Origin of the sequence: Rhizobium sp. BT-226, assembly GCF_025847085.2 — a bacterium.
GTDB lineage: Bacteria > Pseudomonadota > Alphaproteobacteria > Rhizobiales > Rhizobiaceae > Rhizobium > Rhizobium sophorae.
The window spans coordinates 130,121-154,259 of sequence record NZ_JAOYTI010000004.1 but is presented as its reverse complement, the minus strand read 5'-3'; the positions used below and the strand labels follow the sequence as shown (position 1 = coordinate 154,259).

Genomic DNA, 24,139 nt, shown 5'->3' with positions numbered 1-24,139 from the left:
AAGCTGACGGAATTCGCCACCTCTTTTTTTAGAAATCCATCGGCGCTGAAAACGAAACGGGGGCCCAAGCCCCCGCAAAAACCAACGGATCGACGGAGATCAGTGCTTGCGGCGCTTCTTCTGTCTGTAGACGTCGATGACGACAGCCGCGACAATGATAAGGCCTTTGACGATCTCCTGGTAATAGGCATCGATCCTGAGGAACGTGAAGCCGGAGGTCATGACGCCGAGGATGATGGTGCCGATGACGGTGCCGGTGATGCGCCCAACACCGCCGGTGAGCGAGGTGCCGCCGATGACGGTCGCAGCGATCGCGTCGAGTTCATATCCGACGCCCATGCTGGCCTGTGCGGTTTCAGCACGTGCCGCCGTGACGATACCGGCAAGGCCGGCGAGCAATCCGGCAATCACATAGACCTTGACGAGATGCGCCTCGATGTTGATGCCGGAAACGCGTGCGGCCTGCGGGTTCGCGCCGATGGCATAGGTGAACTTTCCGTAACGCGTATAGCGCAGCGCAATATGAAAGATCAGCGCAACGACCAGGAAGACGACAACCGGCCAGGCTTTCGTTCCGATGAAATGAAACTGTTCGGTGATCCCCGAAACCGGCTGTCCCTTCGTATACCACTTGGCGACACCTCTAGCCGAAACGAACATGCCAAGCGTTGCAATGAACGGCGGGATCTTCGTGTAGGCGATGAGCGCGCCGTTCGCGAGACCGGCGGCCGCCCCGATCAGCAGACCAACGACGATCGGCACGAAAGCCGGCAGGTCGGTCAGCGAGGGAAAAACGGCTCGTCCCCAGGTCGAGGACTGGGCGAAGCTTGTTGCGATCATCGCCGTCATGCCGACGACCGAGCCCGACGAAAGATCGATGCCGCCGGTGATGATGACCTGCGTGACGCCGACGGCAATAATGCCGATGACGGAGACCTGTAGGATCATGATCGTCAGACGCTGCGAATTCATCAGGAAGCTTTGGCCGATGAACATCCAGCCGAGCACTTCGTAGATGAGCGCGATGCCGACGAGCACGAGGAAAATGCTGAGTTCCGTCGGTATGCGCCGCCGCCTTTGCCGGGTTGCGAGCGGAGCCGCGCCCTCTGCTGCCTTGGTAGTCATGTCAAACCTCCCTTGGACGATCGCCGTCAACGCATCACTGCGCAGCCAGCTCCATCACCTTGATCTGCGTTGCTTCGTCGCGATTGAGGAAACCGGTCACGCGCCCCTCGTGCATGACCATGATGCGGTCGCTCATCCCGAGGACCTCGGGCATTTCGGAAGAAATCATGACCACCGCCACACCGTCTCGCGCCATCTCCACGACCAGCCGGTGGATTTCCGCCTTGGCGCCGACATCGATGCCGCGCGTCGGCTCGTCGAGGATGAGGATGCGCGGATTGGTGAGCAGCCAGCGCCCGATCAGCACCTTCTGTTGATTGCCGCCCGAAAGATTTTCCACCCGCTCGTAAAGATTGGGCGTTTTCACGCGCAGCTTTTTTGCCATGTCTTCGCAGGTTGCCTCGACTGCGCCCTGCTGCACGAAGCCACCCTTGACATATCTGTCCTGCAGAACGGCGATCTGCATGTTCTCGAGAATATCGAGGATCAGCAGGCAGCCTGTATCTTTCCGGTCCTCGGTCAGGAACGCCATCCGATTGCGGATGGCCTCGGTCGGCGAAGAAATGGTGACCGGCTTGCCGTAGAGCTCGATCGAGCCGGAACTTGCCGGCGTCACCCCAAACAGCGTTTCGGCGACGTTCGACCGCCCGGAACCGACGAGGCCGGCCACGCCGAGGATTTCGCCGGCCCTGACCTCGAAGGAGACGTTCTTGAAGACGCCGTTGAGACAAAGATCCTTGACCGAGAGCACGACCTCGCCGATCGGCACCTCTTCTTTGGGGAACATCTGGGTGATCTCGCGCCCGACCATCATGCGGATGATGTCGTCGCGGGTGACGTCGGTCGAGGCATGGGTGCCGATATATCGGCCGTCGCGGAAGACGGAGAACTCGTCGGCGATCTCGAAAAGCTCGTTCATCTTGTGGGTGATGTAGACGATGCCGATGCCTTGGGCCCTGAGGTCGCGGATAATACGGAAAAGATGCTCGACCTCGCGCTCCGTCAGTGCCGAAGTCGGCTCGTCCATGATCAGCACGTCGGAATTATAGGAAACCGCCTTGGCGATCTCAACCATCTGCCGGTTGGCGACCGAGAGGTGCCGAACCTCGATATCGGGATCAATGTCGATATTGAGCCGGGCAAACAGCTCCTCGGTCATGCGATGCATGCGGCCGTGATCGATGAAACCCAAGCGGTTTTTCGGTTCGCGGCGGATCCAGATATTTTCCGCGACCGTCATGAATGGCATCAGGTTCAGTTCCTGATGGATCATGGCAATCCCGTTCTCCAGCGCATCGAGCGGAGATTTCAGCCGAATCTCGATCCCTTTCAGGCGGATATCGCCCTTGTCGGGGATGTAAATGCCGGCGAGGATCTTCATCAACGTCGATTTGCCGGCGCCGTTTTCGCCCATCAGCGCATGCACGGAGGCGCGCTTCAGCCGGAACTGCACGTCGTCGAGTGCGACGACACCCGGAAATTCCTTGCGAACGCCCTCGGCGCTCAAGAGATATTCCGCATTCGGAACTGCACCACTCGCGCGCACGGCGGCCATGGTTGTCGGGCTGACGGCCATATCATCTCCTCCGGATACGGACAGGCGGAAAGGATGCGGGCAAAGCCCGCATCCTGCTTGGCATTCGCCTCAGTTCTTGGTGACGAAGTCCTTGACGTTCTCAGGCGTGACGAGCTGGAAGGGAATGTAGACCTTTTTGTCGACCTTTTCGCCCTTGGCAAGCTTGAGCGCTGCATCGAGCGAGCCCTTGCCCTGGCCGGCAGCATCCTGGAAGACGGTGACGTCGAGATCACCCGCCTGCATGGCGGCAAGCGCGTCCTGCGTGGCGTCGACGCCGCCGACGACGACCTTGCTCATATCCTTGCCGGCTGCCTTCAGCGCCTGGATGGCGCCGATCGCCATTTCGTCGTTGTTGGAGATCACGGCGTCGAATTCGATACCGCTGGAGAGCCAGTTGGTCATCAGGTCGGCGCCCTGGGTGCGGTCCCAGTTCGCCGTCTGCTCTTCAACGATCTCCAGACCCTTGCATTCATCCGTCTTGATGACGTCATGAACGTCCTGGGTCCGCATGCGCGCAGCCTGGTTGGAGAGCTCGCCCATGATGACGACGGCCTTGCCCTTACCGCCGAGAATGCGGCAGATTTCCTTGGTTTCCAGCGTGCCGGATTCCTGCTCGTTGGAAGCGACGAAGGCCTGATTGTCCGGCAGCGTGTCGACGTTGACCGGCTGACGGTTGACGTAAACCAGCGGAATGCCGGCATCGGCCGCGAGCTTCGACATTGCCGTGGTCGCATCGGTATCGACAGGGTTGACGATGATTGCATCGACCTTGGAGGCGATGAAATTCTGGATCTGGCTCTGCTGCTTGGAAACGTCGTTCTGCGCGTCTTCGACCTGCAGCGTCACGCCGCTCAGTGTCTTTGCATAATCGGTCATGCCGTTGCGCAGAACGGTCAGGAAATTGTCGTCGAATTTCGCCATCGAGACGCCGACGGTTTCTGCGTGAGCGGCCGTCGACAGGACGAGCGCCATCGCAGTGCCCAGGATAAACTTTTTCATTTTCACTTCCTCCACAAAGCGGTGCCCGGCTGCACCCTCCTCACGCCGGAGCTCCAGGCATTTGCTCTGAAGCTGCAATTTCCCCGCGCCACCTCTCCCGCGGCGCTCCGCAAAACGGAACAAACAAACCGTCAAATCCGTTCTGCGGAATATTCATTCCATTTTCTGGGAACGGCGTCAAGTCTCTTTAGCGGCGACCAGATACGGATGAAGCGCAATGCCATGGGCCTTCACGGCCGGCGCCTGCATTTCCTGCGTTGTGAAAGGCGAAGCGAGCATCCATCTATGCGGGGTCGAAGACAGGCCGAGAGTCGCAGGCGTCTTTGATCTCTCGCTGCGGCCCCAATCATTTGAAGATTTTGGAGACAGGACAGATGCCCATTTCGATCTATCGCCTCACCGTTCCGATGTTCCAGCGCGGCCTCGCCGGCCTGAAAACCTACCTCGACAAGGCCGAAGCCTATGCCACGGAAAAGAATATCGATCCTGCCATATTGGTCGCCGCTCGCCTTGCGCCCGACATGCTGCCGCTCTCCGGCCAGTATCAGCGCGCCAGCGACAGCGCCAAATTCGCGCTCGCCCGCCTGACCGCCACCGACGCCCCGAAGTTCGAAGACAACGAAACGACGCTCTATGCCCTGCGCGAGCGCCTGGCAAAAACCGAAGCCTATCTCGCCGGCTTCTCGGCCCAAGCGCTGGAAGGCGCGGAAAACCGTGAGATCACCCTGCCGGGAAAGAGCGGTATCGTGCTCCCCGGTGACGAATATATCGCCACCTTCGCCCTGCCGAACTTCTATTTCCACGTCGCGACGGCCCACGCCATTCTGCGCAACCAGGGCGTCCCGATCGGCAAGCGCGATTATCTCGGCTGAGCCACTGCATAATTCCTTAAATCGGAATCGATTTAAGGATAAAATTATGCAGCGATTCAAAGTGTACAGCGCCCTCTGCGCGTCTGAAAGGACGCGCAGCGCTGTAATGTCAGGGCCGGTGCGTCACCGGCCCTCTTTCCGTCAGCTCGGTATAGGCAAGCGTCTGGTCGAGATGCCGTGCCCGCAGCGACAGCAGCTTCTCGGCATAGGCGAGCCGTATCGCCGCATAGGCCGGATCCGCTGCGACATTGTCGAGCTCCATCGGATCGTTGCGAAGATCGAAGAGCAGCGGCGGCAATGCGGTAAAATGCACATATTTGAACTGTCTGTCGCGGATCACCGCGAGATTGCATTGGTTGGACCGGAGCCCGAAATGCCGCTCGGCCCCGCAATGCGCAATGTCGCGGAAATCGAATTCCCAGAATGCCGCATCCCGCCAACCCTGTCCGCTCCCGCCGTTGACGAACGGCATGAGCGACCGGCCATCGAGCCCGTTCTTCGCGTCGATGCCGAGCCTTTGGCAAAGGGTCGGAAAAATATCCGCAGCACTGGTGAAATCGTCGACGATCCCGCCCCGAGCACCGCTTGCGGGATCCCGAATAACAAGCGGAATATGATAACTGCCGTCGAAGAAGCCGCCCTTGCCGAGCGTCCAGTGATCGCCCGCCATCTCGGCATGGTCGGAGGTGAAGACGATCAATGTATCGTCCCAAGCGCCCGCATCCTTCAGGGCTTGCCAGATGCGGCCGAGCTGCGCATCGACCTCCGATATCATCCCGTAATAGATCGCCCTTATCATGGCGAAATCCTCGGCGTTCCAGTCGCCGAGCGGTCCCGTTGCGCCGTGGATGAAGTTGCCCTTCTCAACGCGCGGCATGGCATAGGCGAGATAGGGATGACTGTTCTCTTCCGCTTCGCGGTCTTCCGCGCGTGCAAAAACCGGTCCGTCCCCCGGCTTGAACATTCGGTTGAACGGCTCCGGCACGGAGAATGGCGGATGCGGACGTAAGAAGGAGACATGCGCGAACCACGGGCCGTCCTGTTCGCCCATCCAGCGGATGAACTCGCCGGCCAGGAACGCCGTCTGGGTCTCGTCGCTGGAATAGGCCGGCGCCGTATCGGAAATTTCTCCAGCTCTGGCACCAACAGGAATATGGATATCGCGGCTGACGGCATCCGCATGGCCGCGGGACCTGAGCCAGGAGAGCCATTGTTTCTCATGTTCGGGCAGAAGCTGGCGGGCGGTAAAACCCGGCAGCACGCCTTCATAACTCGTCAGATGCGGATCGCCGGCATCCATGCCGCGCGGATCAGGCGCCGTATCCGTATAGCCGAACAGCGCCGGGTCGTATCCCGCCCGCCGGGCCGCCAGTGCCAAATTGTCGAAGCGGGCATCGAGCGGCGAACCGTTGCGGCAGACCCGGTGGTTCATCTGATAGAGACCGGTATAGAGTGTGGCCCTCGCCGGCGAGCATGGTGCCGCCCCGGCATAGTGCCGCCGGAAGAGCGTGCCTTCACGCGCCAGCGCATCGACACCGGGCGTCTTCACGCAGGCATGACCGACGGCCGACAGGCAATCGCCGCGCCACTGGTCCGCCGTGATCAGCAGGATGTTCGGCCGACGCGCCTTTTCAATGCTGGTTGGATTTCGCATGCCAGTCCCAGGCGGAGCGGATGATCTCGGACAGATCATACTGCGGCACCCAGCCGAGCACGTCGCGCGCCTTGTCGTTATTGGCGACCAGCGTATGCGAATCGCCTTCGCGACGGCCGATATATTCGACCGGGAAAGGCCGGTTCGACACGTCCTCGATGGCGCCCAGCAATTCCTTGACTGTCGTGCCGGTGCCGGTGCCAAGGTTGAGCGCGACGGAATCGCCGCCCTTCAGCAGATATTCGACGGCGCGCACATGCGCATCGGCAAGATCGAGCACATGAATATAGTCGCGCACGCAGGTGCCGTCGCGGGTCTCGTAGTCGCTGCCGAACACCTTGAAACCCTGGCGGCGACCGAGCGCCGCGTCGATCGCTAGCGGTATCGCATGGGTTTCCGGCTGATGCCATTCGCCGATCCGGCCCTCGAAATCGGCGCCAGCCGCATTGAAATAACGCAACACCACCGAGCGCAGGCTCCTGTACTGGTCGTAATCGGCAAGCGCCTGCTCGACGATATATTTCGTCCGCCCGTAGGGATTGATCGGCACCTGCCGGTGCGTTTCGTCGAGCGGCACGCTCTGCGGCAGGCCGTAGGTCGCGCAGGTAGAGGAGAAGACGAAGGCGTTGATATCAGCCGCCTGGGCTGCTGAAAGCAGCGTCAAAGTACCGATCACATTGTTCTCGTAGAAGGAAACCGGATCCTTGACCGATTCGCCGACCTCGATCAGCGCCGCAAAATGCAGGATCGCCGCCGGCTTGTGTTTGGCCAGCACCTCATCCAGCCGGGCGCGGTCGCGAATATCGCCTTCCTCGGCCGGCCCCCATCTGACGAACTCGCGATGACCGTTCGAAAAATTATCGAAGACGACAGGCCTATAGCCCTTGTTCGCCAGGTCGAGGCACGTATGCGAGCCGATATAGCCGGCACCGCCGACGACAAGAACCGTTTCACCTGCCATACACCACCCTTATTCTTCACGAGAGATGAGAGAAACCTAGACGAGATACACGTCAATAAAAAGAAGGAACTGCGATCGGCGTCAACGGACAATACGTCAAATGCCGAAGCCGCCCGCCCGTGTCCGTTGTGCCGGGTCGGCAATATTCATGAATTATTCGCGTGATTTGCATAGCCGCCCGATCTAAGGGGCTTGCACCACCATGTGATGATCAACGGTCTGCAGCCATCAGGCAGGGAGAGCGCGAATGAGGAAGGCATTGGTCGTTTGGGGCGGCTGGCAAGGCCACGAGCCGGAGCAATGCGCTCATATCGTCGCCGATCTCCTGCGCGAGGACGATTTTACGGTCGAGGTGACCAGCGATCTCGGCGTATTCGGATCTCCGACGCTGGCGAAAGCCGATCTGCTGGTGCCCATCATCACCGGCGAAAAGCTTGAGAGGGAACATGCCACTGCCCTCGGCGAAGCCGTGCGTGGCGGGCTCGGGCTTGCCGGCCATCACGGCGCGCTCGCCACATCCTTCAAGGAAAGCGCGCATTTCCGCTATGTCTCCGGCGTCACCTGGGTCGCCCATCCCGGCAACATCATCGACTTCCGCGTCGCCGTCACCCGCCAGAACGATCCCGTCATGGAGGGCATTCCCGACTTCGACTATCGTTCGGAGCAATATTATCTCCACTATGATCCGACCGTCGAAATCCTGGCGACGACCACCTTCACCGGCGCCTACGATCCGGCAGCCCGCAATGTCGTGATGCCCGTCGTCTTCAAGCGCCATTTCGGCGCCGGCCGCATCTTTTATTCCGCCCTCGGCCATGTCGCGGCCGAATTCGACCATCCCTACATGCCGCTCATCCTGCGGCGTGGTCTGAGCTGGGCCGCCCGTCAGTAGCGTTGGAGGGCGGGTGAGCAGTCTTGCCAATCGCCCACCCGCGACTAATCTCCCCGTATGCCGGATCGCTTCTCTTTCCTTCCCGCCACTGCCGACCGCTTGACCGATATAGAAGCAGTCTTCGACGATTGCTCCGGCGGCCGGAATTGTCGCTGCGCCTACTGGTATCGTCCGAATGCCGACTACAAGGCAGGTTGGGGCGAGGGAAATCGCAACTGGTTCCGAAGCCTGCTCGCCGGGCCGCGCCCGCCGGGCATTCTCGGCTATCACGAGAATGAGCCGGCCGGATGGTGCGGTGTCGCGCCACGCGCCGTATTCGACCGGCTGCGCCGTTCAAAACCCTTTGCTCCGGTCGATGACAGGCCGGCCTGGTCGATCAATTGCTTCATCGTCCGCAAGCCGTTCCGGCGGCGGGGCCTGTCGCGACTGTTATTGAAACACGCCGTCGAATTCGCAAGCGCGAACGGAGCCGAATGTCTCGAAGCCTACCCTGTTGATCAGGCCGCCCGTGCTTCGAACGGAGCCGAGCTCTATCCGGGAGCGCTCTCGATGTTTCTCGATGCCGGTTTCGCCGAAGTGGCAAGACGCCTGCCGGCAAGGCCGATCGTCCGCCTGGAATGCCGCTGAACATTTCGGCATTCAGGGGAGTGGCAACATGGTCTAGCGAGCCGCTTTGATCTGCCGGTCGTTCTCGACGGCGGGCGCTGCCTGATCATAGATCCGCATCAGCCGCCCGGCTGCTTTCAGCTTCTCGATGAGATCGTTTCCGTCAGGCGAGGCCTTCGTCAGCTCAAGCTGCTCGAACTCCCTCAACGCCTGCGCCCAATGGCTTTCCCCGCGGCCATCCGGCCTGCCTTCCGATTCCCACAACGAATAAGCGCGCTGGCTGACCCAGGCGTCTTTATTATGACTCATAATCAACCCCAGCGAGAAATTTGGAAGCAATATTCGACAGGCAACAAGGTGCCAAAACCGGCTTTAGGAGTCGTTACGAGGCAGCGTTAGTTTTTAGCTAATAGCGAGGCGCCGAAGGATTATCCCGTGTACACATTCCCGGACCTTGGCCTCGTACTGCCTGCAGGGTAGGGTCACCCGCAGAAACGACAGCGATGACGATGGCAGCCAAGACGACACTCAATGCGAAAAATCTCGAATCCCTTGGAGCGCAGCGCCTTGCCGAGCTGCTGATCGAGGTCAGCATGGGCAGTGCCGCCCACAAGCGACGGCTTCGAATGGAGCTTGCCGGCAATCACGGCAGCGCCGAGGTGGCGCGTGAGGTGCGAAAGCGGCTTGCGAGCATTGCCCGGGCTCGCACCCTCATCAACTGGCACAAAGTGAAGGCGCTGAAGAACGATCTCGAAACCCAGCGCAAGACGATCGCAGAGACGGTTGCCGCCGATGATCCCCAGGAAGCTTTCGAACTGATATGGCAGTTCCTCGCACTGGCCGATTCGATCTTTGAGAGGTCCAACGACCGCGGCGGTTCGCTTATCCAAAGTTTTCACCAGGCTTGCGAGGATGCTGCTGCAATTGCTGGGTCCGCCAAAATCGACGCCCATGTTCTGGCCGATAAGGTGTTCAAAGCCGTGCAGGACGATAGCTACGGCCAGTACGACAACTTGATTGCCGCGATGGTGCCAGCCCTCGGCAAGGATGGTCTCGATCGCTTGAAAACCCTCGTCGCCCAATGGTCCAAGGAGCCGAAAGACAAGCCGGCGGAAGAGGAGCGCAAGGTCATTGGCTGGGGCAGCGGCGGCGCGATTTACCAAGATGAGATCGCCGGCACTCACCGGGATCTGACGGTGCGCATAGCCTTGCAGCAAATTGCCGACGCTCAGGGCGATGTTGATGCCTACATTGGCCAGCATCCCGAGGAGACACGCAAGGCGCCGATGATTGCGGCCGACATCGCCAATCGTCTGCTTTCGGCCGGGCGGGCGAAGGAAGCGCTGCAGACGTTGGATGGGGCCGACAGGAGAGGCTGGGCCGAAATGCCATTCGAGTGGCAGCTTGCTCGCGTCGAGACGCTTGAGGCTCTGGGGCGCGTAGAGGAGGCACAGACCTATCGATGGGCGTGCTTCGAGCGGTCGCTGCATGCCGGGCACCTCAAGGCCTTCCTCAAGCGATTGCCGGATTTCGACGATCTTGAGGCCGAGGAGAAGGCATTTGCCCATGCCCGGGCTTTCCCGGACGTCCACCAGGCACTTGTCTTTTTTCTGAATTGGCCGGCACTTGCCGAGGCGGCAAAACTGGTGGCGATCAGGAAAGCGGAACTGAACGGCGATCTCTATGAGCTGATGACGCCGGCGGCCGAAGCTCTGGCGGAGAAACATCCGCTCGCAGCGACCATGGTCTTGCGCTCCATGATCGATTTCGCGCTCGATAACAGCCGGTCCAGCCGCTATAAACACGCGGCGAGGCATCTTGCGGACTGCGCGTCGCTTGCGCCTCATATCGATGACTTCAGCAACATAAGATCCCATGACGCCTATGTCGCGGAACTCAAGCGCCGGCACGGCAAGAAGCATGGCTTCTGGAGACTGGTACCTTAAGTCGCTTCGGATGTTTTACCTTCAGAGAGGAATCCCATGACGACCCCTTCCTGGCACGCCGATCCGCTCACCTGGGGAACCGGCCCCCGCATCTTCGAAGCCTTTCTGGAACCGACTTGCCCTTACTCGGTCAGGGCGTTCAACAAGTTCCACGAACTGCCGAGCCAGGCGGGCGAAGACAAGATCACCGTGAAGATCCGCCTGCAGTCGCAACCTTGGCACATGTATTCCGGCGTCCTTGTCCGCTGCATCATCGCAGCTTCGACTCTGGAAGGTGGCAAGGAAACTGCAAAGAAGATCATGGCTGCCATCGCCACCCATCGCGAGGAGTTCGAGTTTGAACGCCATGCCGGCGGCCCGAATATGGATGTGACGCCGAACCAGATCATCGAGCGCCTGGAAGGCTACAGCGGTGTCAAGCTGAAAGAAGCCTTCGCAATCCCGGACCTCGACCGGGAGATCAAATGGCATTGCAAATATGCCAGGCAGAACGGCATCCATGTCTCGCCGACCTTCATGATAGATGGGCTGGTGCAGCCCGATATGAGCAGCGGCGATGAGGTCGGAGTCTGGGTGAAGAAGGCGCTGGGGAGCTGACGCTGGCCATGTGCCAGAGACTATCAAAAGGTGAGCCGTCTCTCACCGATGCCCTATCGTGTTCGTACGGGGATGGAATCAGTAATCAATCTGGGCTAATTGCTTTTTGAGGCATTGCTGATGAACTGCCATCATGACAAAGCCGCCCCGCAAGCCTTCCAAACCGGTGCTCGGTGAAGCCTACGAGCCACTTCGCAGCCGACAGCGCCGACGGCCTAATCCCGCTCAACCAAATCTTCCTCTCGATCAGATGCCGGCGCGTATCGCGCGGTGTCGGGCGTCAGTGGGAAGGACACGGTTCAGATGAGCGACGACCCGAAATTGAATCGAGCCGAAGGTCAGCAATGTCAGCAGCAGACGAGCGACTGGGACATGGTTGCTCGCAAATACCCGAGCCTCGACACTGCGATCTTGCTGGGGATCCTGTTTATTGCCATCGTCTTCAGGTTTCATAAGATCACCTTACCACTGGTCGACGGCTTCAGCTGGCGCGAGATAAGCACCGCAATGATGGCCGACAATTTCCAGCAGCGCAGCTGGAACATCTTCTTTCCGGAGGTCAGCTGGACCGGGCCCGGGCCAGGCTATCAGGGCCGCGAATTCCAGATCGTCAGCTATCTCACAGCCTTGCTCTACCAACTCTTCGGTTGGCACGACTGGTTCGGCCGCGTGGTTGCGGCATTCTTCGGTCTGGTGACGGTGTTTTCGCTACACAGGCTGACGGCACTATGCTGGGACAGGATGCACGCCCACGCGGCGGCACTCGCCTACGCGCTGATGCCGGCGGCGATCATGATCGACAGCTCGTTTCTTCCCGATCCCGCGATGCTCGCCTTGGTGACCCTTGGCGTCTGGCTGTTCGTCAAATACTGGACCGGCGGCAGCCCCTGGCTCTTGCCGCTTGCCACGGTCAGCTTCTCGCTCGGCGCACTGTCAAAGCCGCCAGGCCTCGTCGCCGGCGCCGTTATCTTCTATTTGATGGTTTGCTGGATTCTGGAGAAGAAGCAGAAGCAGGCAACCGCAGTCTTCCTGTGGGGGCTTCTGAGCCTCGCTATCATCGCCGCTTATTACATCTGGGCGATTTATCTCGGCCGCAGCTATCCGCCCTTTCATATCGCCGGCGGCGGTTATATCTGGGATGACGGCTTCCGGGCATACGTTAAACACAGGTTCTACTTCAAATCGGCGTGGAACACGTCGGTCTGGTGGTTCTACGGCTATCCGTTCATGGTGCTGCTCGCGGTCGGCTTATGGATGCCGCCCAGACCCGCCGAAGACCCGAAGCAACGCACCCTTTCGGCCATTCCCTATGTGTGGCTGGCTGCGGCCTTGATCATCTATCTGGCGGCGGCAGGCGAGATCACCAGCAATGTGTGGAACTTCCACATCTTCCATGTGCCCGTCGCGATGTTCTGCGGCCGCGGCGGGCTTCTTCTGGCAACGCTTGCATCGCGAACGGTTCTGACCCCCGCCGTCGTGCTTCGCGCGATCTTCATCGTGGCCATCGCGCTTGCCTGGTCGACCTTGCCCCTCGTCAGGACAATGAAGAAGCCAATCGCCATGAACGGCAAGCTGCTTGGCGAGGAACTAGCGCGGCTGGCGCGACCGGGCGATCTCGTTGTCGCCACCGCGCCCGACGTCGGCGACCCCGTCGCAGTCTACTACAGCAGGGTGCGCGGCTGGGTGTTCCCGCCTGGAGGAGGCGATGCGGACTGGTCGAAATTCGTAGCGGATGACGCCACTGCCATCGCGCAGCTCGAGGAACTGCGCGCGCAAGGCGCGGATCTGTTCGGGGTGACCAAGAACGCCACCGACCATCAGGACTTGCGGTTCGTCGAGCATCATGTTGGCGTCATCGATTATCTGGACAAGACCGCAACCAAGCTTGTGGATTCGGACGATTTGCTGGTCTATAGGATCACCCGCCCATGAGCCGCGACAGTCTGGCATCCATGTCTCGCCGACCCTCATGATCGACGGGCTGGTTCAAGCCGACATGAGTTAGCGGCGATGAGGTTGGAGTCTGTGATGAAGGCGCTGGGCAACTGAACCTGGCCGAGTGCCAGAGGCTACCTCCCCCGCTTATTTGTCTGCTGCCAGTTCTTGACCGCCATGAATATCATGTGTCGCGATCTTCCCAATCGCTTATTCCCTGGTTCAAGACTGGTTTCGCAAGCTAAACGCCATGTAGACATGTAGCTGCGTGCCACGCCGCCGGACCCAGGCTTGCCAGCGGCCTCTGAGTTTTCGGATCGTCCGCCATCTGGTCTCCAATAACTTGGTGACGACCTGCATCGTGCGCCTCTGGAAGCGTATTCGCAAAACCCCAGCTCCGGTCACGACCTTGTGTCAGCAGGGTTCATTCGGTAGAATTGGGGCTGGCAATCTACAGCGGCGGGTGAAGGTTCGAACATGTAGGTCATTGGGAACTCGATCCCGGCGACGCACTGAAATTCCGCTCGTAACGCCTTCGGACAAGTTGACCATGACTGGCGTCGACGATCGGCTTCTCGAAAGTAAGATGATCCAGATCGAGCAGGCTCGATCCTGGAGCCCGCGCGTGATCTCTAAGTTCGAAGCGCTAATCAGGGACGGCAACGATCTCTCCCTTTATCGTGTCAATCCGCTGGCGTTCGCACGTGACCGCGCGATAACTGACACGGAATCCATTGATCTGTTCCTCCATGCCACCCGATGCGGCCTGTTCGAGATGACTTGGGATGTGCTTTGTCCCCAATCTGGAATGGTGCTCGACAGCTTTGGCGCCTTGCGCACGCTCAAGACCCATTATGTCTGTGGCTTGTGCGACGTATCGGGTGAAACTGACCTCGATGACTTCATCGAAGTTACGTTCTCCGTGTCGCCGCATCTTCGGCGGCTGCCGTTTCATGATCCCGACTCGCTCTCGGTCGAAGACTTCCACTGGAAGCTTCGCTTCGCCAACGACGGCAAGCTGCCCGGCCAGCAAGCTCGATTTCTCGACTACCTGCGCGAACTGGTCCGGGGCCTCACTTATCTGCCGCCGAGCTCGAGCGTCACGCTACGGGCGGAACTGGGTCCTGGTGTTCTCTCCGGCGTGAATGTCCAAACGCAAGCCGCTTTCATGACGCCGATATCGGGTGAGCCGGCCACAGCGCCGACGCTGCTGCGGGTCAGGTATGATGGGCAACGCTTTTCCCCGGCCCTCGCCGTTTTATCGCCGGGTCCTTGTATTATCGAGGTGGAAAATACAGGACTCGTTCGTGGCTCACTGCTTTTGATAAACTGGCCGCCCGAGGTGGCAGCCCTGACAATCAAGCCGCAGCTCGAATTCGAGCCGTATATCTCCGGCGGGATGTTGCTGGCAAGGCAGACCTTCAGGCGCCTGTTCCGGTCCGAGCGAGTCGACGAGCGGGAAGGGCTCGGCATTCGCCAGGTGACTTTCCTCTTCACAGACCTAAAAGGTTCAACGGCTCTGTATGAGCGCTTGGGCGACCTGAACGCCTACGCCTTGGTGAGGGAGCATTTTGCTCTCCTCGAATTGACGGCACAGCAACATTCCGGCGCCATCGTAAAGACGATCGGCGACGCAGTGATGGCCGTCTTCTCTCGCCCAACAGACGCAGTCTCGGCCGCATTGCAGATCTTAAAGGAAATCGAGCGTTTCAATCTCGAACATGGTGAGCCGGGCATCATCCTCAAAATCGGCGCACACTGCGGCCCATCGATAGCTGTCACGCTAAACGATAATCTCGACTATTTTGGTCAGACCGTAAATGTTGCCGCCCGCGTGCAATCTCTGGCAGATGCTGGCGAGATCTGTATCTCGGAAGCGCTCTATACGGCGCCAGGCGTCATTCATCTCCTGACCGGCCACCATGTCGTGGAATTTGGTTCCTCACTCCACGGAGTTGAAGGCAATGCTTCCGTGTATCGCATCATTAACGGGCCATAACCGCCTGCGTCGCCTCTTGTGGACGGGTTGCTTCATCCGCGCCGCGGATGCGGCCCTGCAATCGAATGTGGCGTACGCCAGCCGTACGTTTTCGCACGTGCTCCATTGCATGATAATTATGTTTATGGCGGAGAGGGTGGGATTTGAACCCACGATACCCTTGCAGGTATGCCGCATTTCGAGTGCGGTGCATTCGACCACTCTGCCACCTCTCCGCGGTCTGGTCGGCGCTTGTTCGGCGCGGGCGTTCTCATAACGGGCAAATGACAGGCTGGCAAGCCGAAAAGTCGAAGCATTCCATCCTTTTGCCTTGACACCTTTTTGTCACTCGCGTATCTCGGCTGCGCAATAGGTTTGGAGAAATCCGCGCCTTAGCCGTCCCGCGCTCGCGCGGGGCTTCACCGGCAGGACGAGTTCGAGGATTAGACCTCTGAAATCCCTGCTTAACTTCGACTGATAAAAAGACAGCCACCTGCTGGATTTGCGGGGAGCGCTGGAACGAACATGAAAGGATAAAAAATGTTCGCAGTCATCAAGACCGGCGGTAAACAGTACCGTGTGGCAGCCAACGACGTGCTGACCATCGAAAAGCTGGAAGCCACCGCTGGCGACTCCATTGAATTCACCGAAGTGCTCGTGATCGGCGAAGGCGCCGACGCTGCGATCGGTGCGCCCTTCGTAACCGGCGCCTCTGTCAAGGCAGAAGTCGTCGAACAGAACCGCGGCAAGAAGGTCATCGCCTTCAAGAAGCGCCGCCGTCAGAATTCGAAGCGTTCGCGCGGCCATCGTCAGCATCACACGGTCGTCCGTATCACGGACATCGTGGCTGCCAAGTAAGATCAACGGGACAAGGTTTAAAGGAGAACTCCAATGGCACACAAAAAAGCTGGCGGTTCATCGCGCAACGGTCGCGATTCTCAGTCCAAGCGCCTTGGCGTGAAGAAGTTCGGCGGCGAAGCCGTCATCGCAGGCAACATCATCGTGCGTCAGCGCGGTACTGAGTGGCATCCGGGTTCCAACGTCGGCCTCGGCAAGGATCACACGATTTTTGCGCTTACCGCCGGCAATGTGAACTACCGAACCAAGGCCAACGGTCGCGTCTACGTGTCTGTCATGCCGAAAGCGGAAGCAGCGGAATAAGCCGGTAGCGCTCAAAAACAGCCGGCGTCTCATCGACCCGGCTGGCCGTATCAGGTTCAGTCTAGAAAACAGGGGAGATGGGGCGCCATCTCCCCTTTTTCTTTACCCCTCAAGGAGGACTGAACCATGCAAGGCGAATTGTTAAGGGTAGACCAATCACGGTCTTCCCGGGAAGACCAGCGGTCTTCCACGGAGCGGCTGAGGCCGGAACGGTTAAGGACCGATTGCCCTGTCTTGTTATCGGAAAGGCTCGTCATGCGCGCGCCCCACGAAGAAGACATCGACGCCCTTGCCCATCTCGCCAATAACGCCAAAGTCGCCACCATGGTATCGCGTATGCCGCACCCTTATACCGCCGATGATGCTGCCGACTTCGTGCGTCGCACGAAAAATGGCGAGATTGGCAAGTGCGTCTATGCGATCACCAAGGCCGAAAACGGCGCCTTTATCGGCTGCTGCGGTGTGGAACCGCAGACAGACGGCAAGACCGTCGAGATCGGCTACTGGCTGGGCGAGCCCTATTGGAACAAGGGTTATACGACCGAGGCCTGCCATGCCCTGGTCGATATGGTATTCAGGACCCGCCAGGACGTCGATCAGATCGACGCCCGTTGCCGGGTAATGAATGTCGCCTCGCGCCGCGTCATCCAGAAGTGCGGCTTCCAGTTCCAGGGTTCGGGGCTCGCCGCCTCGCTGGCGCTCGGCAGCAACGTGCCGGTCGAATGGTACAGGCTCGACCGCAAGACCTGGATGTCCCTCAGAAGCTGGGGGAACATCGCATGAGCACGACTGCGCTGCAAAGGCCCGAGGTCAAGCCGATGATGCCCGGCCCCGCGCCGGTCATCTCGACCGCCCGGCTGACGCTCCGCCCCCACAGGCTGAGCGATGCGCCTGCGATCGCGGAATCGCTCTCCGATTTCGCGGTCACGCGCATGCTGTCCCGCGTACCCGCGCCGTTCGACCGGCAGGATGCGCTGGACTGGCTGGTCCCGGTCACCTCGGGCACCCTGCCCGACTGGCCGCTGGCGATCACCGATAAGGACGATGTCCATATCGGCAACGTCTCGATCGAGCTGCGCCACGGCCGCTGGCACCTCGGCTACTGGCTGAACCGCTACTACTGGCGGCGCGGCTATATGAGCGAGGCGGTGGCGGCGATCATCGAGCGCTTCTCGCGCCGCATGCCGGAGACGCCGATCTATTCCGGCGTCTTCGCCGACAACCCGGCTTCGCTGCGACTGCAGGAGAAACTCGGTTTCCGCATGACGGGTTGCGGCGAAATCTACTGTTTCGCCCGCAACACCATGGTGTCGCACATCGAAACCGTGCTGCAGCCGGGCATGCTGCAGCCGCGGAAGGTTGCCTGATCAAGATCGAGACGTCGCCGCACCGGCGGCGTCTCCTTTAATCGCCGATCTCGACCCATAGAGGGAAGTGGTCGGAACCGACGGATTGCGTATCGATCCGGGCGGATTTCAACCGGCTCTGCAGGCCGCAACTGACGAAGCAATAATCGAGATGCATGCGCTTGCCGTGATCTTCGGGATCCATCCAGCTGTAGCTCTCCGGAGAGTAGGCCTCCAGCGCCGCAAAGGCGTCGACCGGCGTGCCGATCCTCGCCACGCGGCCGTAATATCCGCCGCCAGCCCCGGCAAGCGCGCAATATTCCGGCGATTCCGGCTCCATGTTGAAATCACCCATGATGATATAATCCTCCGGCAGCGGCGGCTCCGGCAGGTCGAATTCACCACCTCCCGTCAGCGACCCACCCTCCTGGACGAAGGCATTGATATGCGTGTTCAAGAATTGCAGCTGGCGGATGCGCTCGTCGGCGGAGACATGGTCGAGATGCACGGAATAGACGCGGACCGCACCGCCGGGTGCGTCGATCACCGCCTCGGTTGCGCCGCGCTGCAGGTTGATCTTGCCGATCGTCCGGCTGCGCGGCAGAAGCAGCGTTCGGGTCGAGAGGATCGGCCAGCGCGACAGCACCATATTGCCGAACTGAAAACGGGTGCCAGGCACCGGCTGGAGCCCGCCTTCATCAGCCTCGATATGCATGTCGCAGGCCGGCCCATAGACCCAGAAATAGTCGGCAAAGAAGGCTGCAACATCGGCCACCATGTCGGCAAAACCGTTGCGGGAGAAGCCGCGGGTCACCTCCTGCAATGCGATGACATCTGCACCCTCGAGACTCCGGGCAATCCGCACCAGATCGTATCTGCCGTCGAGACCGAAGCCGTACTGTATGTTATAGCTCGCAAAATTCACGATAATCTTTGACCTCCGTCGGAACCGCCTATATCGAATGGGCCAAGACGGGCCGTCCAACTGCCACTGAATATTGGAAGTAAAATGAAATTTCTCGACGAAGCAAAGGTCTATATCAAGTCCGGGGACGGCGGCGGCGGCAGCGTTTCCTTCCGGCGCGAGAAATTCATCGAGTTCGGCGGCCCGGATGGCGGTGATGGCGGACGCGGCGGCGACGTCTGGGTCGAGGCCGTCAACGGCCTGAACACGCTGATCGATTTCCGCTATCAGCAGCATTTCAAGGCGACGATCGGCACCCATGGCATGGGAAGGAACCGCACCGGCGCCAATGGAAGCGACGTGACGTTGAAGGTTCCCGTGGGCACCCAGATCTTCGAGGAAGATCAGGAAACGCTGATCTGCGACCTGACCGTCGAGGGCCAGCGTTACTGCCTGGCCCATGGCGGCAATGGCGGCTTCGGCAACGCCCATTTCAAGACCTCGACCAACCAGGCGCCGGATTGGGCCAATCCCGGCCTGCCCGGCGAGGAAAAAACCATCTGGCTGCGCCTGAAGCTGATTGCCGATGCCGGCCTCGTCGGCCTGCCCAATGCCGGCAAGTCGACCTTCCTAGCTGCCGTCACCCGCGCCCGGCCGAAGATCGCCAACTATCCCTTCACCACGCTGCATCCTAATCTCGGCGTCGCCACCATCGACGAGCGCGAATTCATCCTGGCCGACATTCCGGGCCTGATCGAAGGCGCCCATGAAGGTGTCGGAATCGGCGACCGATTCCTCGGCCATGTCGAGCGCACCCGCGTTCTGCTCCACCTCATCTCCGCCCAGGAGGAAAAGGTCGGCAAGGCGTATAAGACGGTTAAGCACGAGCTCGAAGCCTATGGAAACGATCTGACCGACAAGGCCGAGATCGTGGCGCTGTCGCAGATCGACGTGCTCGATGATGCCGAACTGAAGAAGAAGTCCAAGGAATTGGCCAAGGCCTGCGGCAAGACGCCGTTCCAGATTTCGGCCGTCACCGGCAAGGGCATGACCGAGGTGCTGCGGGCACTCCGCGACATCATCGTCGAAGCCAATACCGAGGAGAAGCCGGCCAAGGTGCCGAAGCTGCGCCATCGCGACATGGTCGTCACCGATGAGGGCGAGGACAAGCGTGGGGACGAGGACGATGACCAGCCGTAAGCCGCTTGGCCGCTACCGCCGGATCGTCATCAAGATCGGATCCGCGCTTCTGGTCGATCGCAAGGCCGGGCTGAAGAAGGCCTGGCTCGACGCCATGTGCGCCGATATCTCCGGCCTGAAGGCCAAGGGTATCGATGTGCTCGTCGTCTCCTCGGGCGCAATCGCGCTCGGCCGCTCGGTGCTCGACCTGCCGTCAGGTGCGCTGAAGCTGGAGGAAAGCCAGGCAGCGGCGGCCGTCGGCCAGATCGCGCTGGCGCGCGCCTGGTCGGAAAGCCTGTCACGCGACGAGATCGTCGCCGGCCAGATCCTGCTGACGCTCGGCGATACCGAGGAGCGCCGCCGTTATCTCAATGCCCGCGCCACCATCAATCAGCTTTTGAAGATCGGCGCCGTGCCGATCATCAACGAGAACGACACCGTCGCCACCAGCGAGATCCGCTATGGCGACAACGACCGGCTGGCCGCCCGCGTCGCGACGATGACCGGCGCCGATCTGCTCATCCTTCTCTCCGACATCGACGGCCTCTACACCGCGCCGCCGCATCTCGACCCGAACGCGACGTTCCTGGAAACGATTGCCGCAATCACCCCGGAGATCGAGGCGATGGCCGGAGGTGCGGCCTCCGAACTCTCGCGCGGCGGCATGCGCACCAAGATCGATGCCGGCAAGATTGCGACGGCATCAGGCTGCGCCATGATCATCGCCTCCGGCAAGACCGACAACCCTCTGTCGGCAATCGAAAACGGCGCGCGTTCCTCCTGGTTCGCGCCGTCGGGCACACCCGTTACCGCCCGCAAGACCTGGATTGCCGGGCAGCTGCAGCCGGCCGGCGAACTGCATGTCGACGACGGCGCCGTCGTCGCCCTCGGTGCCGGCAAGAGCCTGCTTCCGGCCGGCGTGCGCAGCGTTTCCGGCCTCTTCAGCCGCGGCGATACGGTGGCGATCATCGGCCCGGCCGGCCGCGAGATCGCCCGCGGCCTTGTAAGCTACGATGCCGACGACGCCCGTCGGATTGCCGGCCGCAAGTCGGCGGAAATCGAGGCCATTCTCGGTTATGCCGGGCGAGCCGCCATGGTCCATCGCGACGACATGGTGATGACCGCGCAGATCGGTTCGAAATCGGAAAGGCAGAAGAAGGACGCGAGCTATGCTTGATACCGTTGCGCCGGGCCCTGACATTGACGTGCTGATGAACGACATCGGCCGCAAGGCAAAGGCTGCCGCACGACCGCTGGGCTTTGCGTCCACCGAGGCCAAGAACAGGGCGTTGAATGCCATGGCCGATGCGATCCTGGCAAACAAGGCGCAGATTCTTGCGGAGAACGCCAAGGACCTGAAGGACATCGAAGGCACCGAGATGCTCACTTCCTTCGTCGACCGGCTGACGCTGAACGACAAGCGCATCGCCGAAATGGCCGAGGGAATCCGCGCCATCGCCGCCCTTTCCGATCCGGTCGGCGAAGTCATCGCTGCCTGGGACCGGCCGAACGGCCTGAAGATCGAGCGCGTCCGTACGCCGCTCGGCGTCATCGGCGTGATCTTCGAAAGCCGGCCGAACGTCACCGCCGATGCCGGCGCCCTCTGCCTCAAGGCGGGCAATGCCGTCATCCTGCGTTGCGGCTCGGATTCGCGCCGTTCATCGCAGGCTATCCATGCCTGCCTGGTCGAGGGCCTGAAGACGGCGGGACTTCCAGAGCATGCTATCCAGCTCGTGCCGGTCACCGACCGCGCCGCCGTCGGCGCCATGCTGCGCGGCCTGGACGGCGCAATCGACGTCATCGTGCCGCGCGGCGGCAAGAGCCTGGTTGCCCGCGTGCAGAGCGAGGCCCGCGTGCCGGTTTTTGCCCATCTCGAAGGTCTTTGCCATATCTATGTCGATGCCTCGGCCGACATCGAAATGGCGAAAAAGATCATCGTCAACGCCAAGATGCGCCGCACCGGCATCTGCGGCGCAGTCGAAACCCTGCTCGTCGATGGTGCTGCGATCGGCACGCATCTGACGCCGCTGCTCGAGGTTCTGACAGAGGCCGGCTGCGAGGTCCGTGCTTCGCCGACGGTGCTGAAGGTTGCACCCGGCATGAAGCCCGCGGCCGAGGAGGACTGGTCGACCGAATATCTCGATGCGATCATTTCAGTTGCCGTCGTCGACGGCATTTCGGGCGCGATCGCCCATATCCAGACATATTCCTCGAACCACACCGAGGCGGTCATCGCCGAGGACCCTGACGTCGTCGCGCGTTTCTTCACCGAGGTCGATTCGGCGATCCTGCTGCATAATGCCTCGACGCAGTTTGCCGATGGCGGCGAGTTCGGCATGGGTGCGGAAATTGGCATCGCCACCGGCAAGATGCATGCCCGTGGCCCGGTCGGCGTCGAACAGCTCACCTCCTTCAAATATCGGGTGCACGGTGCCGGACAGACGCGGCCCTGACGTGACGAATGAGGATGTGGACCGGCGCTATCTCCGCATGCCGCACAGCGAGCGCGGCATGGTCGTCGGTCTGTTCGGCGGTTCGTTCAATCCGCCGCATCAGGGCCACGCGCTCGTCGCCGAGATCGCCCTCAAGCGGCTTGGCCTCGACCAACTCTGGTGGATGGTCACCCCGGGCAATCCGCTGAAGAGCCGCAACCAGCTCGCTCCGCTTGCCGAACGCATTGCCGAAAGCGAGCGTGTTGCCGCCGATCCCCGCGTCAAGGTCACCGCCTTCGAACAGACGCTCGGCACCAGCTACACCGCCAACACGCTTGCCCGCGTCAAGGCCCGCAATCCGCATGTGCATTTCATCTGGATCATGGGCGCAGACAGCCTGCAGAGCTTTCACAAATGGCAGAAATGGCAGGAGATTGCCCGCACCTTCCCGATCGCGGTGATCGATCGGCCGGGCGCGACGCTGTCCTTCCTGTCCTCGAAAATGACAAGGACCTTCGATTTCGCCCGGGTCGACGAGGATGACGCCCGTGTTCTCTGGAAGAAACGTGCGCCGGCCTGGACCTTCATCCACGGACCGCGCTCCGGCCTGAGCTCGACGGCAATCCGCAACGGCTCTTCGCACGGCGACGCCGAATAGAGCGCCGCGCGCCCAGCAAGACGCATGCACCAGTCTGATTTCAGAAGATCCCGAAAACGAGAAAGCCCGACGGGGGAGGAGATCCGTCGGGCTTATAAACTCGATCGACAACTGGGAGGAGGAGTGTTGTCGATCCTACCGAACGGCTATGGGAGGAGGAGAAGCCGTTTCGATGAGTGTGTTGTACCATATTTCGCAGGAAGATGAATATCGATTGGTGCATTGCAGCAATGCATCGCGTGCAATCCTGTGCAGCCTTGTGGCTTTGGCATTGCCGTTTTTCTTAGCAGAATCGACGGAGCATTCTCTGCCGCCGGGAGTTCTTGCGGTTTGCCAACCTGTCGCTCGGGTATTTCCACCCTATGGATCTCACGCCGCGGTTCAAGCCATGCACTTCAACAATGCGTAACCATGGGTCGTTGCGTATATGGCGGCCTAATATGGTTATATTTTCCTGGATATATCCCTAGCCAAGATGCCTCGCCCGTTATATTCGTCGCAATATTTCGAAACCTGGGGAGAAATCATGCAGAACCGCCGCCGATGGATGAAACTGGCAACCGCCGCGATCCTGGCCCTCTGGCTTGGCGCAGCAGCGTTTCCAGCGCCTGCCGCCGCAGCCGAAAAACTCACCGTCTTTGCGGCGGCGAGCCTCAAGGATGCGCTCGACGCCGCCAATGCCGCCTGGGCAAAGGAAAGCGGCAAGGAAGCCGTCACCTCCTATGCGGCAAGCGGGGCGCTGGCCAAACAGATCGAAAACGCGGCACCCGCCGATATTTTCATCTCGGCCGATCTCGACTGGATGGATTATGTCGCCAAGAAAAACCTGATCAAGGCCGATAGCCGCTCCAACCTGCTCGGCAACAAGATTGTGCTCGTTGCGGAAAAGGACAGGGCAAAGCCGGTCGAGATCAAGCAGGGCTTCGACCTCGCCGGGCTTTTGGGTGACGGCAAGCTTGCGATGGGTGAGCCGAAATCGGTTCCGGCCGGCAAATACGGCATGGCCGCACTCGAAAAGCTCGGCGTCTGGAAATCGGTCGAAACCAAGGTCGCCGGCGCCGAAAGCGTGCGCGCCGCCCTGGCCCTCGTCTCGCGCGGCGAAGCGCCCTTTGGCATCGTCTACCAGACGGATGCCGCAGCCGATAAGAGTGTCGCCATCGTCGGCACCTTCCCCGCCGATTCCCATCCGCCGATCATCTATCCGATCGCCATCCTCGCCGAAAGCAAGAACCCGGATGCATCAGCCTATCTCGACTTCCTGAAATCCGACAAGGCAGCCGCCTTCTTCACAGCGCAGGGTTTCACCATCCTGAAATGA

23 protein-coding genes, 1 tRNA gene and 1 pseudogene are annotated in these 24,139 nt (G+C 60.6%); 17 read left to right on the top strand and 8 right to left on the bottom strand.

Translation table 11 applies throughout. The annotated features are described in order from the left end of the window. Positions 1-99: 99 nt before the first annotated feature. From OIU37_RS25285 to OIU37_RS25275, 3 genes are all read right to left on the bottom strand, one after another. The gene (locus tag OIU37_RS25285) at positions 100-1,125 is read right to left on the bottom strand and encodes an ABC transporter permease (protein WP_011653996.1); all 1,026 of its coding nucleotides are present in this window, start codon (positions 1,123-1,125) and stop codon (positions 100-102) included. Positions 1,126-1,159: 34 nt separating this feature from the next. Further along, positions 1,160-2,701, bottom strand: coding sequence for a sugar ABC transporter ATP-binding protein (locus OIU37_RS25280; RefSeq protein WP_168309179.1), 1,542 nt, complete (start codon positions 2,699-2,701; stop codon positions 1,160-1,162). 69 nt (positions 2,702-2,770) lie between these two features. Continuing rightward, the gene (locus OIU37_RS25275; RefSeq protein WP_168309180.1) at positions 2,771-3,700 is read right to left on the bottom strand and encodes a sugar ABC transporter substrate-binding protein; all 930 of its coding nucleotides are present in this window, start codon (positions 3,698-3,700) and stop codon (positions 2,771-2,773) included. Positions 3,701-4,074: 374 nt separating this feature from the next. Between OIU37_RS25275 and OIU37_RS25270 the strand changes: the two genes are divergently transcribed. After that, positions 4,075-4,572: a DUF1993 family protein gene (locus OIU37_RS25270; RefSeq protein ID WP_264258958.1), complete on the top strand. Its 498-nt coding sequence runs from the start codon at positions 4,075-4,077 to the stop codon at positions 4,570-4,572. Positions 4,573-4,681: 109 nt separating this feature from the next. Here the strand turns inward: OIU37_RS25270 and OIU37_RS25265 are convergent, their stop codons facing one another. Together OIU37_RS25265 and galE are read right to left on the bottom strand one after the other, a co-directional pair. Further along, positions 4,682-6,226 (bottom strand): alkaline phosphatase family protein, encoded by a 1,545-nt coding sequence (locus tag OIU37_RS25265; protein ID WP_264258957.1) that lies wholly within the window; start codon positions 6,224-6,226, stop codon positions 4,682-4,684. Continuing rightward, positions 6,204-7,187, bottom strand: a complete 984-nt coding sequence (galE, locus tag OIU37_RS25260) for a UDP-glucose 4-epimerase GalE (protein ID WP_168309183.1) — start codon at positions 7,185-7,187, stop codon at positions 6,204-6,206. The genes OIU37_RS25265 and galE overlap by 23 nt, the downstream gene beginning before the upstream one ends. A gap of 247 nt (positions 7,188-7,434) precedes the next feature. On the opposite strand from galE, the gene OIU37_RS25255 reads away from it, so the two are divergent. Continuing rightward, positions 7,435-8,079 (top strand): ThuA domain-containing protein, encoded by a 645-nt coding sequence (locus tag OIU37_RS25255; protein WP_264258956.1) that lies wholly within the window; start codon positions 7,435-7,437, stop codon positions 8,077-8,079. 57 nt (positions 8,080-8,136) lie between these two features. After that, positions 8,137-8,706 (top strand): GNAT family N-acetyltransferase, encoded by a 570-nt coding sequence (locus tag OIU37_RS25250; protein WP_168309185.1) that lies wholly within the window; start codon positions 8,137-8,139, stop codon positions 8,704-8,706. A 33-nt stretch (positions 8,707-8,739) separates the two neighbouring features. On the opposite strand, the gene OIU37_RS25245 is transcribed toward OIU37_RS25250, so the two are convergent. Beyond that, complete coding sequence (locus OIU37_RS25245; protein WP_130718321.1) at positions 8,740-8,994, bottom strand: DUF2934 domain-containing protein; 255 nt, start codon at positions 8,992-8,994, stop codon at positions 8,740-8,742. A 200-nt stretch (positions 8,995-9,194) separates the two neighbouring features. Here OIU37_RS25245 and OIU37_RS25240 point away from each other — a divergent pair, with 200 nt between their 5' ends. From OIU37_RS25240 to OIU37_RS25220, 5 genes and pseudogenes are all read left to right on the top strand, one after another. Then, positions 9,195-10,631: a DUF6880 family protein gene (locus OIU37_RS25240; RefSeq protein WP_264259219.1), complete on the top strand. Its 1,437-nt coding sequence runs from the start codon at positions 9,195-9,197 to the stop codon at positions 10,629-10,631. A gap of 36 nt (positions 10,632-10,667) precedes the next feature. Further along, entirely contained in the window at positions 10,668-11,228 is a 561-nt protein-coding gene (locus OIU37_RS25235; RefSeq protein ID WP_264258955.1) for a DsbA family protein, read from the top strand. Positions 11,229-11,531: 303 nt separating this feature from the next. Beyond that, on the top strand, positions 11,532-13,160 hold the full coding sequence (locus tag OIU37_RS25230; RefSeq protein ID WP_264258954.1) for a glycosyltransferase family 39 protein: 1,629 nt from the start codon (positions 11,532-11,534) through the stop codon (positions 13,158-13,160). A gap of 4 nt (positions 13,161-13,164) precedes the next feature. Next, positions 13,165-13,277: pseudogene (locus OIU37_RS25225) on the top strand (thioredoxin); the annotation flags it as partial. Positions 13,278-13,713: 436 nt separating this feature from the next. Then, positions 13,714-15,162, top strand: coding sequence for an adenylate/guanylate cyclase domain-containing protein (locus OIU37_RS25220; RefSeq protein ID WP_264258953.1), 1,449 nt, complete (start codon positions 13,714-13,716; stop codon positions 15,160-15,162). Between the two features lie 125 nt (positions 15,163-15,287). Here OIU37_RS25220 and OIU37_RS25215 read toward each other — a convergent pair. After that, positions 15,288-15,377 (bottom strand) — tRNA-Ser (locus OIU37_RS25215). A 304-nt stretch (positions 15,378-15,681) separates the two neighbouring features. On the opposite strand from OIU37_RS25215, the gene rplU reads away from it, so the two are divergent. The 4 genes from rplU (at position 15,682) to OIU37_RS25195 (ending at position 17,669) form a co-directional block, all read left to right on the top strand. After that, the gene (gene rplU, locus OIU37_RS25210; RefSeq protein ID WP_003543907.1) at positions 15,682-15,999 is read left to right on the top strand and encodes a 50S ribosomal protein L21; all 318 of its coding nucleotides are present in this window, start codon (positions 15,682-15,684) and stop codon (positions 15,997-15,999) included. A 33-nt stretch (positions 16,000-16,032) separates the two neighbouring features. Further along, complete coding sequence (gene rpmA / locus OIU37_RS25205; protein ID WP_003543909.1) at positions 16,033-16,302, top strand: 50S ribosomal protein L27; 270 nt, start codon at positions 16,033-16,035, stop codon at positions 16,300-16,302. A gap of 126 nt (positions 16,303-16,428) precedes the next feature. Then, positions 16,429-17,085: a GNAT family N-acetyltransferase gene (locus OIU37_RS25200; protein WP_168314917.1), complete on the top strand. Its 657-nt coding sequence runs from the start codon at positions 16,429-16,431 to the stop codon at positions 17,083-17,085. Then, complete coding sequence (locus tag OIU37_RS25195) at positions 17,082-17,669, top strand: GNAT family N-acetyltransferase (protein ID WP_240603966.1); 588 nt, start codon at positions 17,082-17,084, stop codon at positions 17,667-17,669. Before OIU37_RS25200 ends, OIU37_RS25195 begins: the two co-directional genes overlap by 4 nt. Before the next feature lie 37 nt (positions 17,670-17,706). On the opposite strand, the gene OIU37_RS25190 is transcribed toward OIU37_RS25195, so the two are convergent. Further along, entirely contained in the window at positions 17,707-18,573 is an 867-nt protein-coding gene (locus OIU37_RS25190) for an endonuclease/exonuclease/phosphatase family protein (protein WP_180696589.1), read from the bottom strand. A gap of 84 nt (positions 18,574-18,657) precedes the next feature. On the opposite strand from OIU37_RS25190, the gene obgE reads away from it, so the two are divergent. From obgE to modA, 5 genes are all read left to right on the top strand, one after another. Continuing rightward, positions 18,658-19,752 (top strand): GTPase ObgE, encoded by a 1,095-nt coding sequence (gene obgE, locus OIU37_RS25185; RefSeq protein ID WP_168309194.1) that lies wholly within the window; start codon positions 18,658-18,660, stop codon positions 19,750-19,752. Beyond that, positions 19,739-20,908 (top strand): glutamate 5-kinase, encoded by a 1,170-nt coding sequence (gene proB / locus OIU37_RS25180; protein ID WP_168309195.1) that lies wholly within the window; start codon positions 19,739-19,741, stop codon positions 20,906-20,908. The genes obgE and proB overlap by 14 nt, the downstream gene beginning before the upstream one ends. After that, on the top strand, positions 20,901-22,184 hold the full coding sequence (locus OIU37_RS25175) for a glutamate-5-semialdehyde dehydrogenase (RefSeq protein WP_180696592.1): 1,284 nt from the start codon (positions 20,901-20,903) through the stop codon (positions 22,182-22,184). Before proB ends, OIU37_RS25175 begins: the two co-directional genes overlap by 8 nt. A 37-nt stretch (positions 22,185-22,221) precedes the next feature. After that, entirely contained in the window at positions 22,222-22,821 is a 600-nt protein-coding gene (locus OIU37_RS25170; protein ID WP_244956245.1) for a nicotinate-nucleotide adenylyltransferase, read from the top strand. Positions 22,822-23,347: 526 nt separating this feature from the next. After that, entirely contained in the window at positions 23,348-24,139 is a 792-nt protein-coding gene (gene modA / locus OIU37_RS25165) for a molybdate ABC transporter substrate-binding protein (protein ID WP_264258950.1), read from the top strand.

Coding starts and splice junctions, on each gene's coding strand:
- OIU37_RS25285 (WP_011653996.1), bottom strand. CDS start 1,125: ATGACTACCAAGGCAGCAGAGGGCGCGGCTCCGCTCGCAACCCGGCAA.
- OIU37_RS25280 (WP_168309179.1), bottom strand. CDS start 2,701: ATGGCCGTCAGCCCGACAACCATGGCCGCCGTGCGCGCGAGTGGTGCA.
- OIU37_RS25275 (WP_168309180.1), bottom strand. CDS start 3,700: ATGAAAAAGTTTATCCTGGGCACTGCGATGGCGCTCGTCCTGTCGACG.
- OIU37_RS25270 (WP_264258958.1), top strand. CDS start 4,075: ATGCCCATTTCGATCTATCGCCTCACCGTTCCGATGTTCCAGCGCGGC.
- OIU37_RS25265 (WP_264258957.1), bottom strand. CDS start 6,226: ATGCGAAATCCAACCAGCATTGAAAAGGCGCGTCGGCCGAACATCCTG.
- galE (WP_168309183.1), bottom strand. CDS start 7,187: ATGGCAGGTGAAACGGTTCTTGTCGTCGGCGGTGCCGGCTATATCGGC.
- OIU37_RS25255 (WP_264258956.1), top strand. CDS start 7,435: ATGAGGAAGGCATTGGTCGTTTGGGGCGGCTGGCAAGGCCACGAGCCG.
- OIU37_RS25250 (WP_168309185.1), top strand. CDS start 8,137: ATGCCGGATCGCTTCTCTTTCCTTCCCGCCACTGCCGACCGCTTGACC.
- OIU37_RS25245 (WP_130718321.1), bottom strand. CDS start 8,994: ATGAGTCATAATAAAGACGCCTGGGTCAGCCAGCGCGCTTATTCGTTG.
- OIU37_RS25240 (WP_264259219.1), top strand. CDS start 9,195: ATGGCAGCCAAGACGACACTCAATGCGAAAAATCTCGAATCCCTTGGA.
- OIU37_RS25235 (WP_264258955.1), top strand. CDS start 10,668: ATGACGACCCCTTCCTGGCACGCCGATCCGCTCACCTGGGGAACCGGC.
- OIU37_RS25230 (WP_264258954.1), top strand. CDS start 11,532: ATGAGCGACGACCCGAAATTGAATCGAGCCGAAGGTCAGCAATGTCAG.
- OIU37_RS25220 (WP_264258953.1), top strand. CDS start 13,714: ATGACTGGCGTCGACGATCGGCTTCTCGAAAGTAAGATGATCCAGATC.
- rplU (WP_003543907.1), top strand. CDS start 15,682: ATGTTCGCAGTCATCAAGACCGGCGGTAAACAGTACCGTGTGGCAGCC.
- rpmA (WP_003543909.1), top strand. CDS start 16,033: ATGGCACACAAAAAAGCTGGCGGTTCATCGCGCAACGGTCGCGATTCT.
- OIU37_RS25200 (WP_168314917.1), top strand. CDS start 16,429: ATGCAAGGCGAATTGTTAAGGGTAGACCAATCACGGTCTTCCCGGGAA.
- OIU37_RS25195 (WP_240603966.1), top strand. CDS start 17,082: ATGAGCACGACTGCGCTGCAAAGGCCCGAGGTCAAGCCGATGATGCCC.
- obgE (WP_168309194.1), top strand. CDS start 18,658: ATGAAATTTCTCGACGAAGCAAAGGTCTATATCAAGTCCGGGGACGGC.
- proB (WP_168309195.1), top strand. CDS start 19,739: ATGACCAGCCGTAAGCCGCTTGGCCGCTACCGCCGGATCGTCATCAAG.
- OIU37_RS25175 (WP_180696592.1), top strand. CDS start 20,901: ATGCTTGATACCGTTGCGCCGGGCCCTGACATTGACGTGCTGATGAAC.
- OIU37_RS25170 (WP_244956245.1), top strand. CDS start 22,222: ATGCCGCACAGCGAGCGCGGCATGGTCGTCGGTCTGTTCGGCGGTTCG.
- modA (WP_264258950.1), top strand. CDS start 23,348: ATGCAGAACCGCCGCCGATGGATGAAACTGGCAACCGCCGCGATCCTG.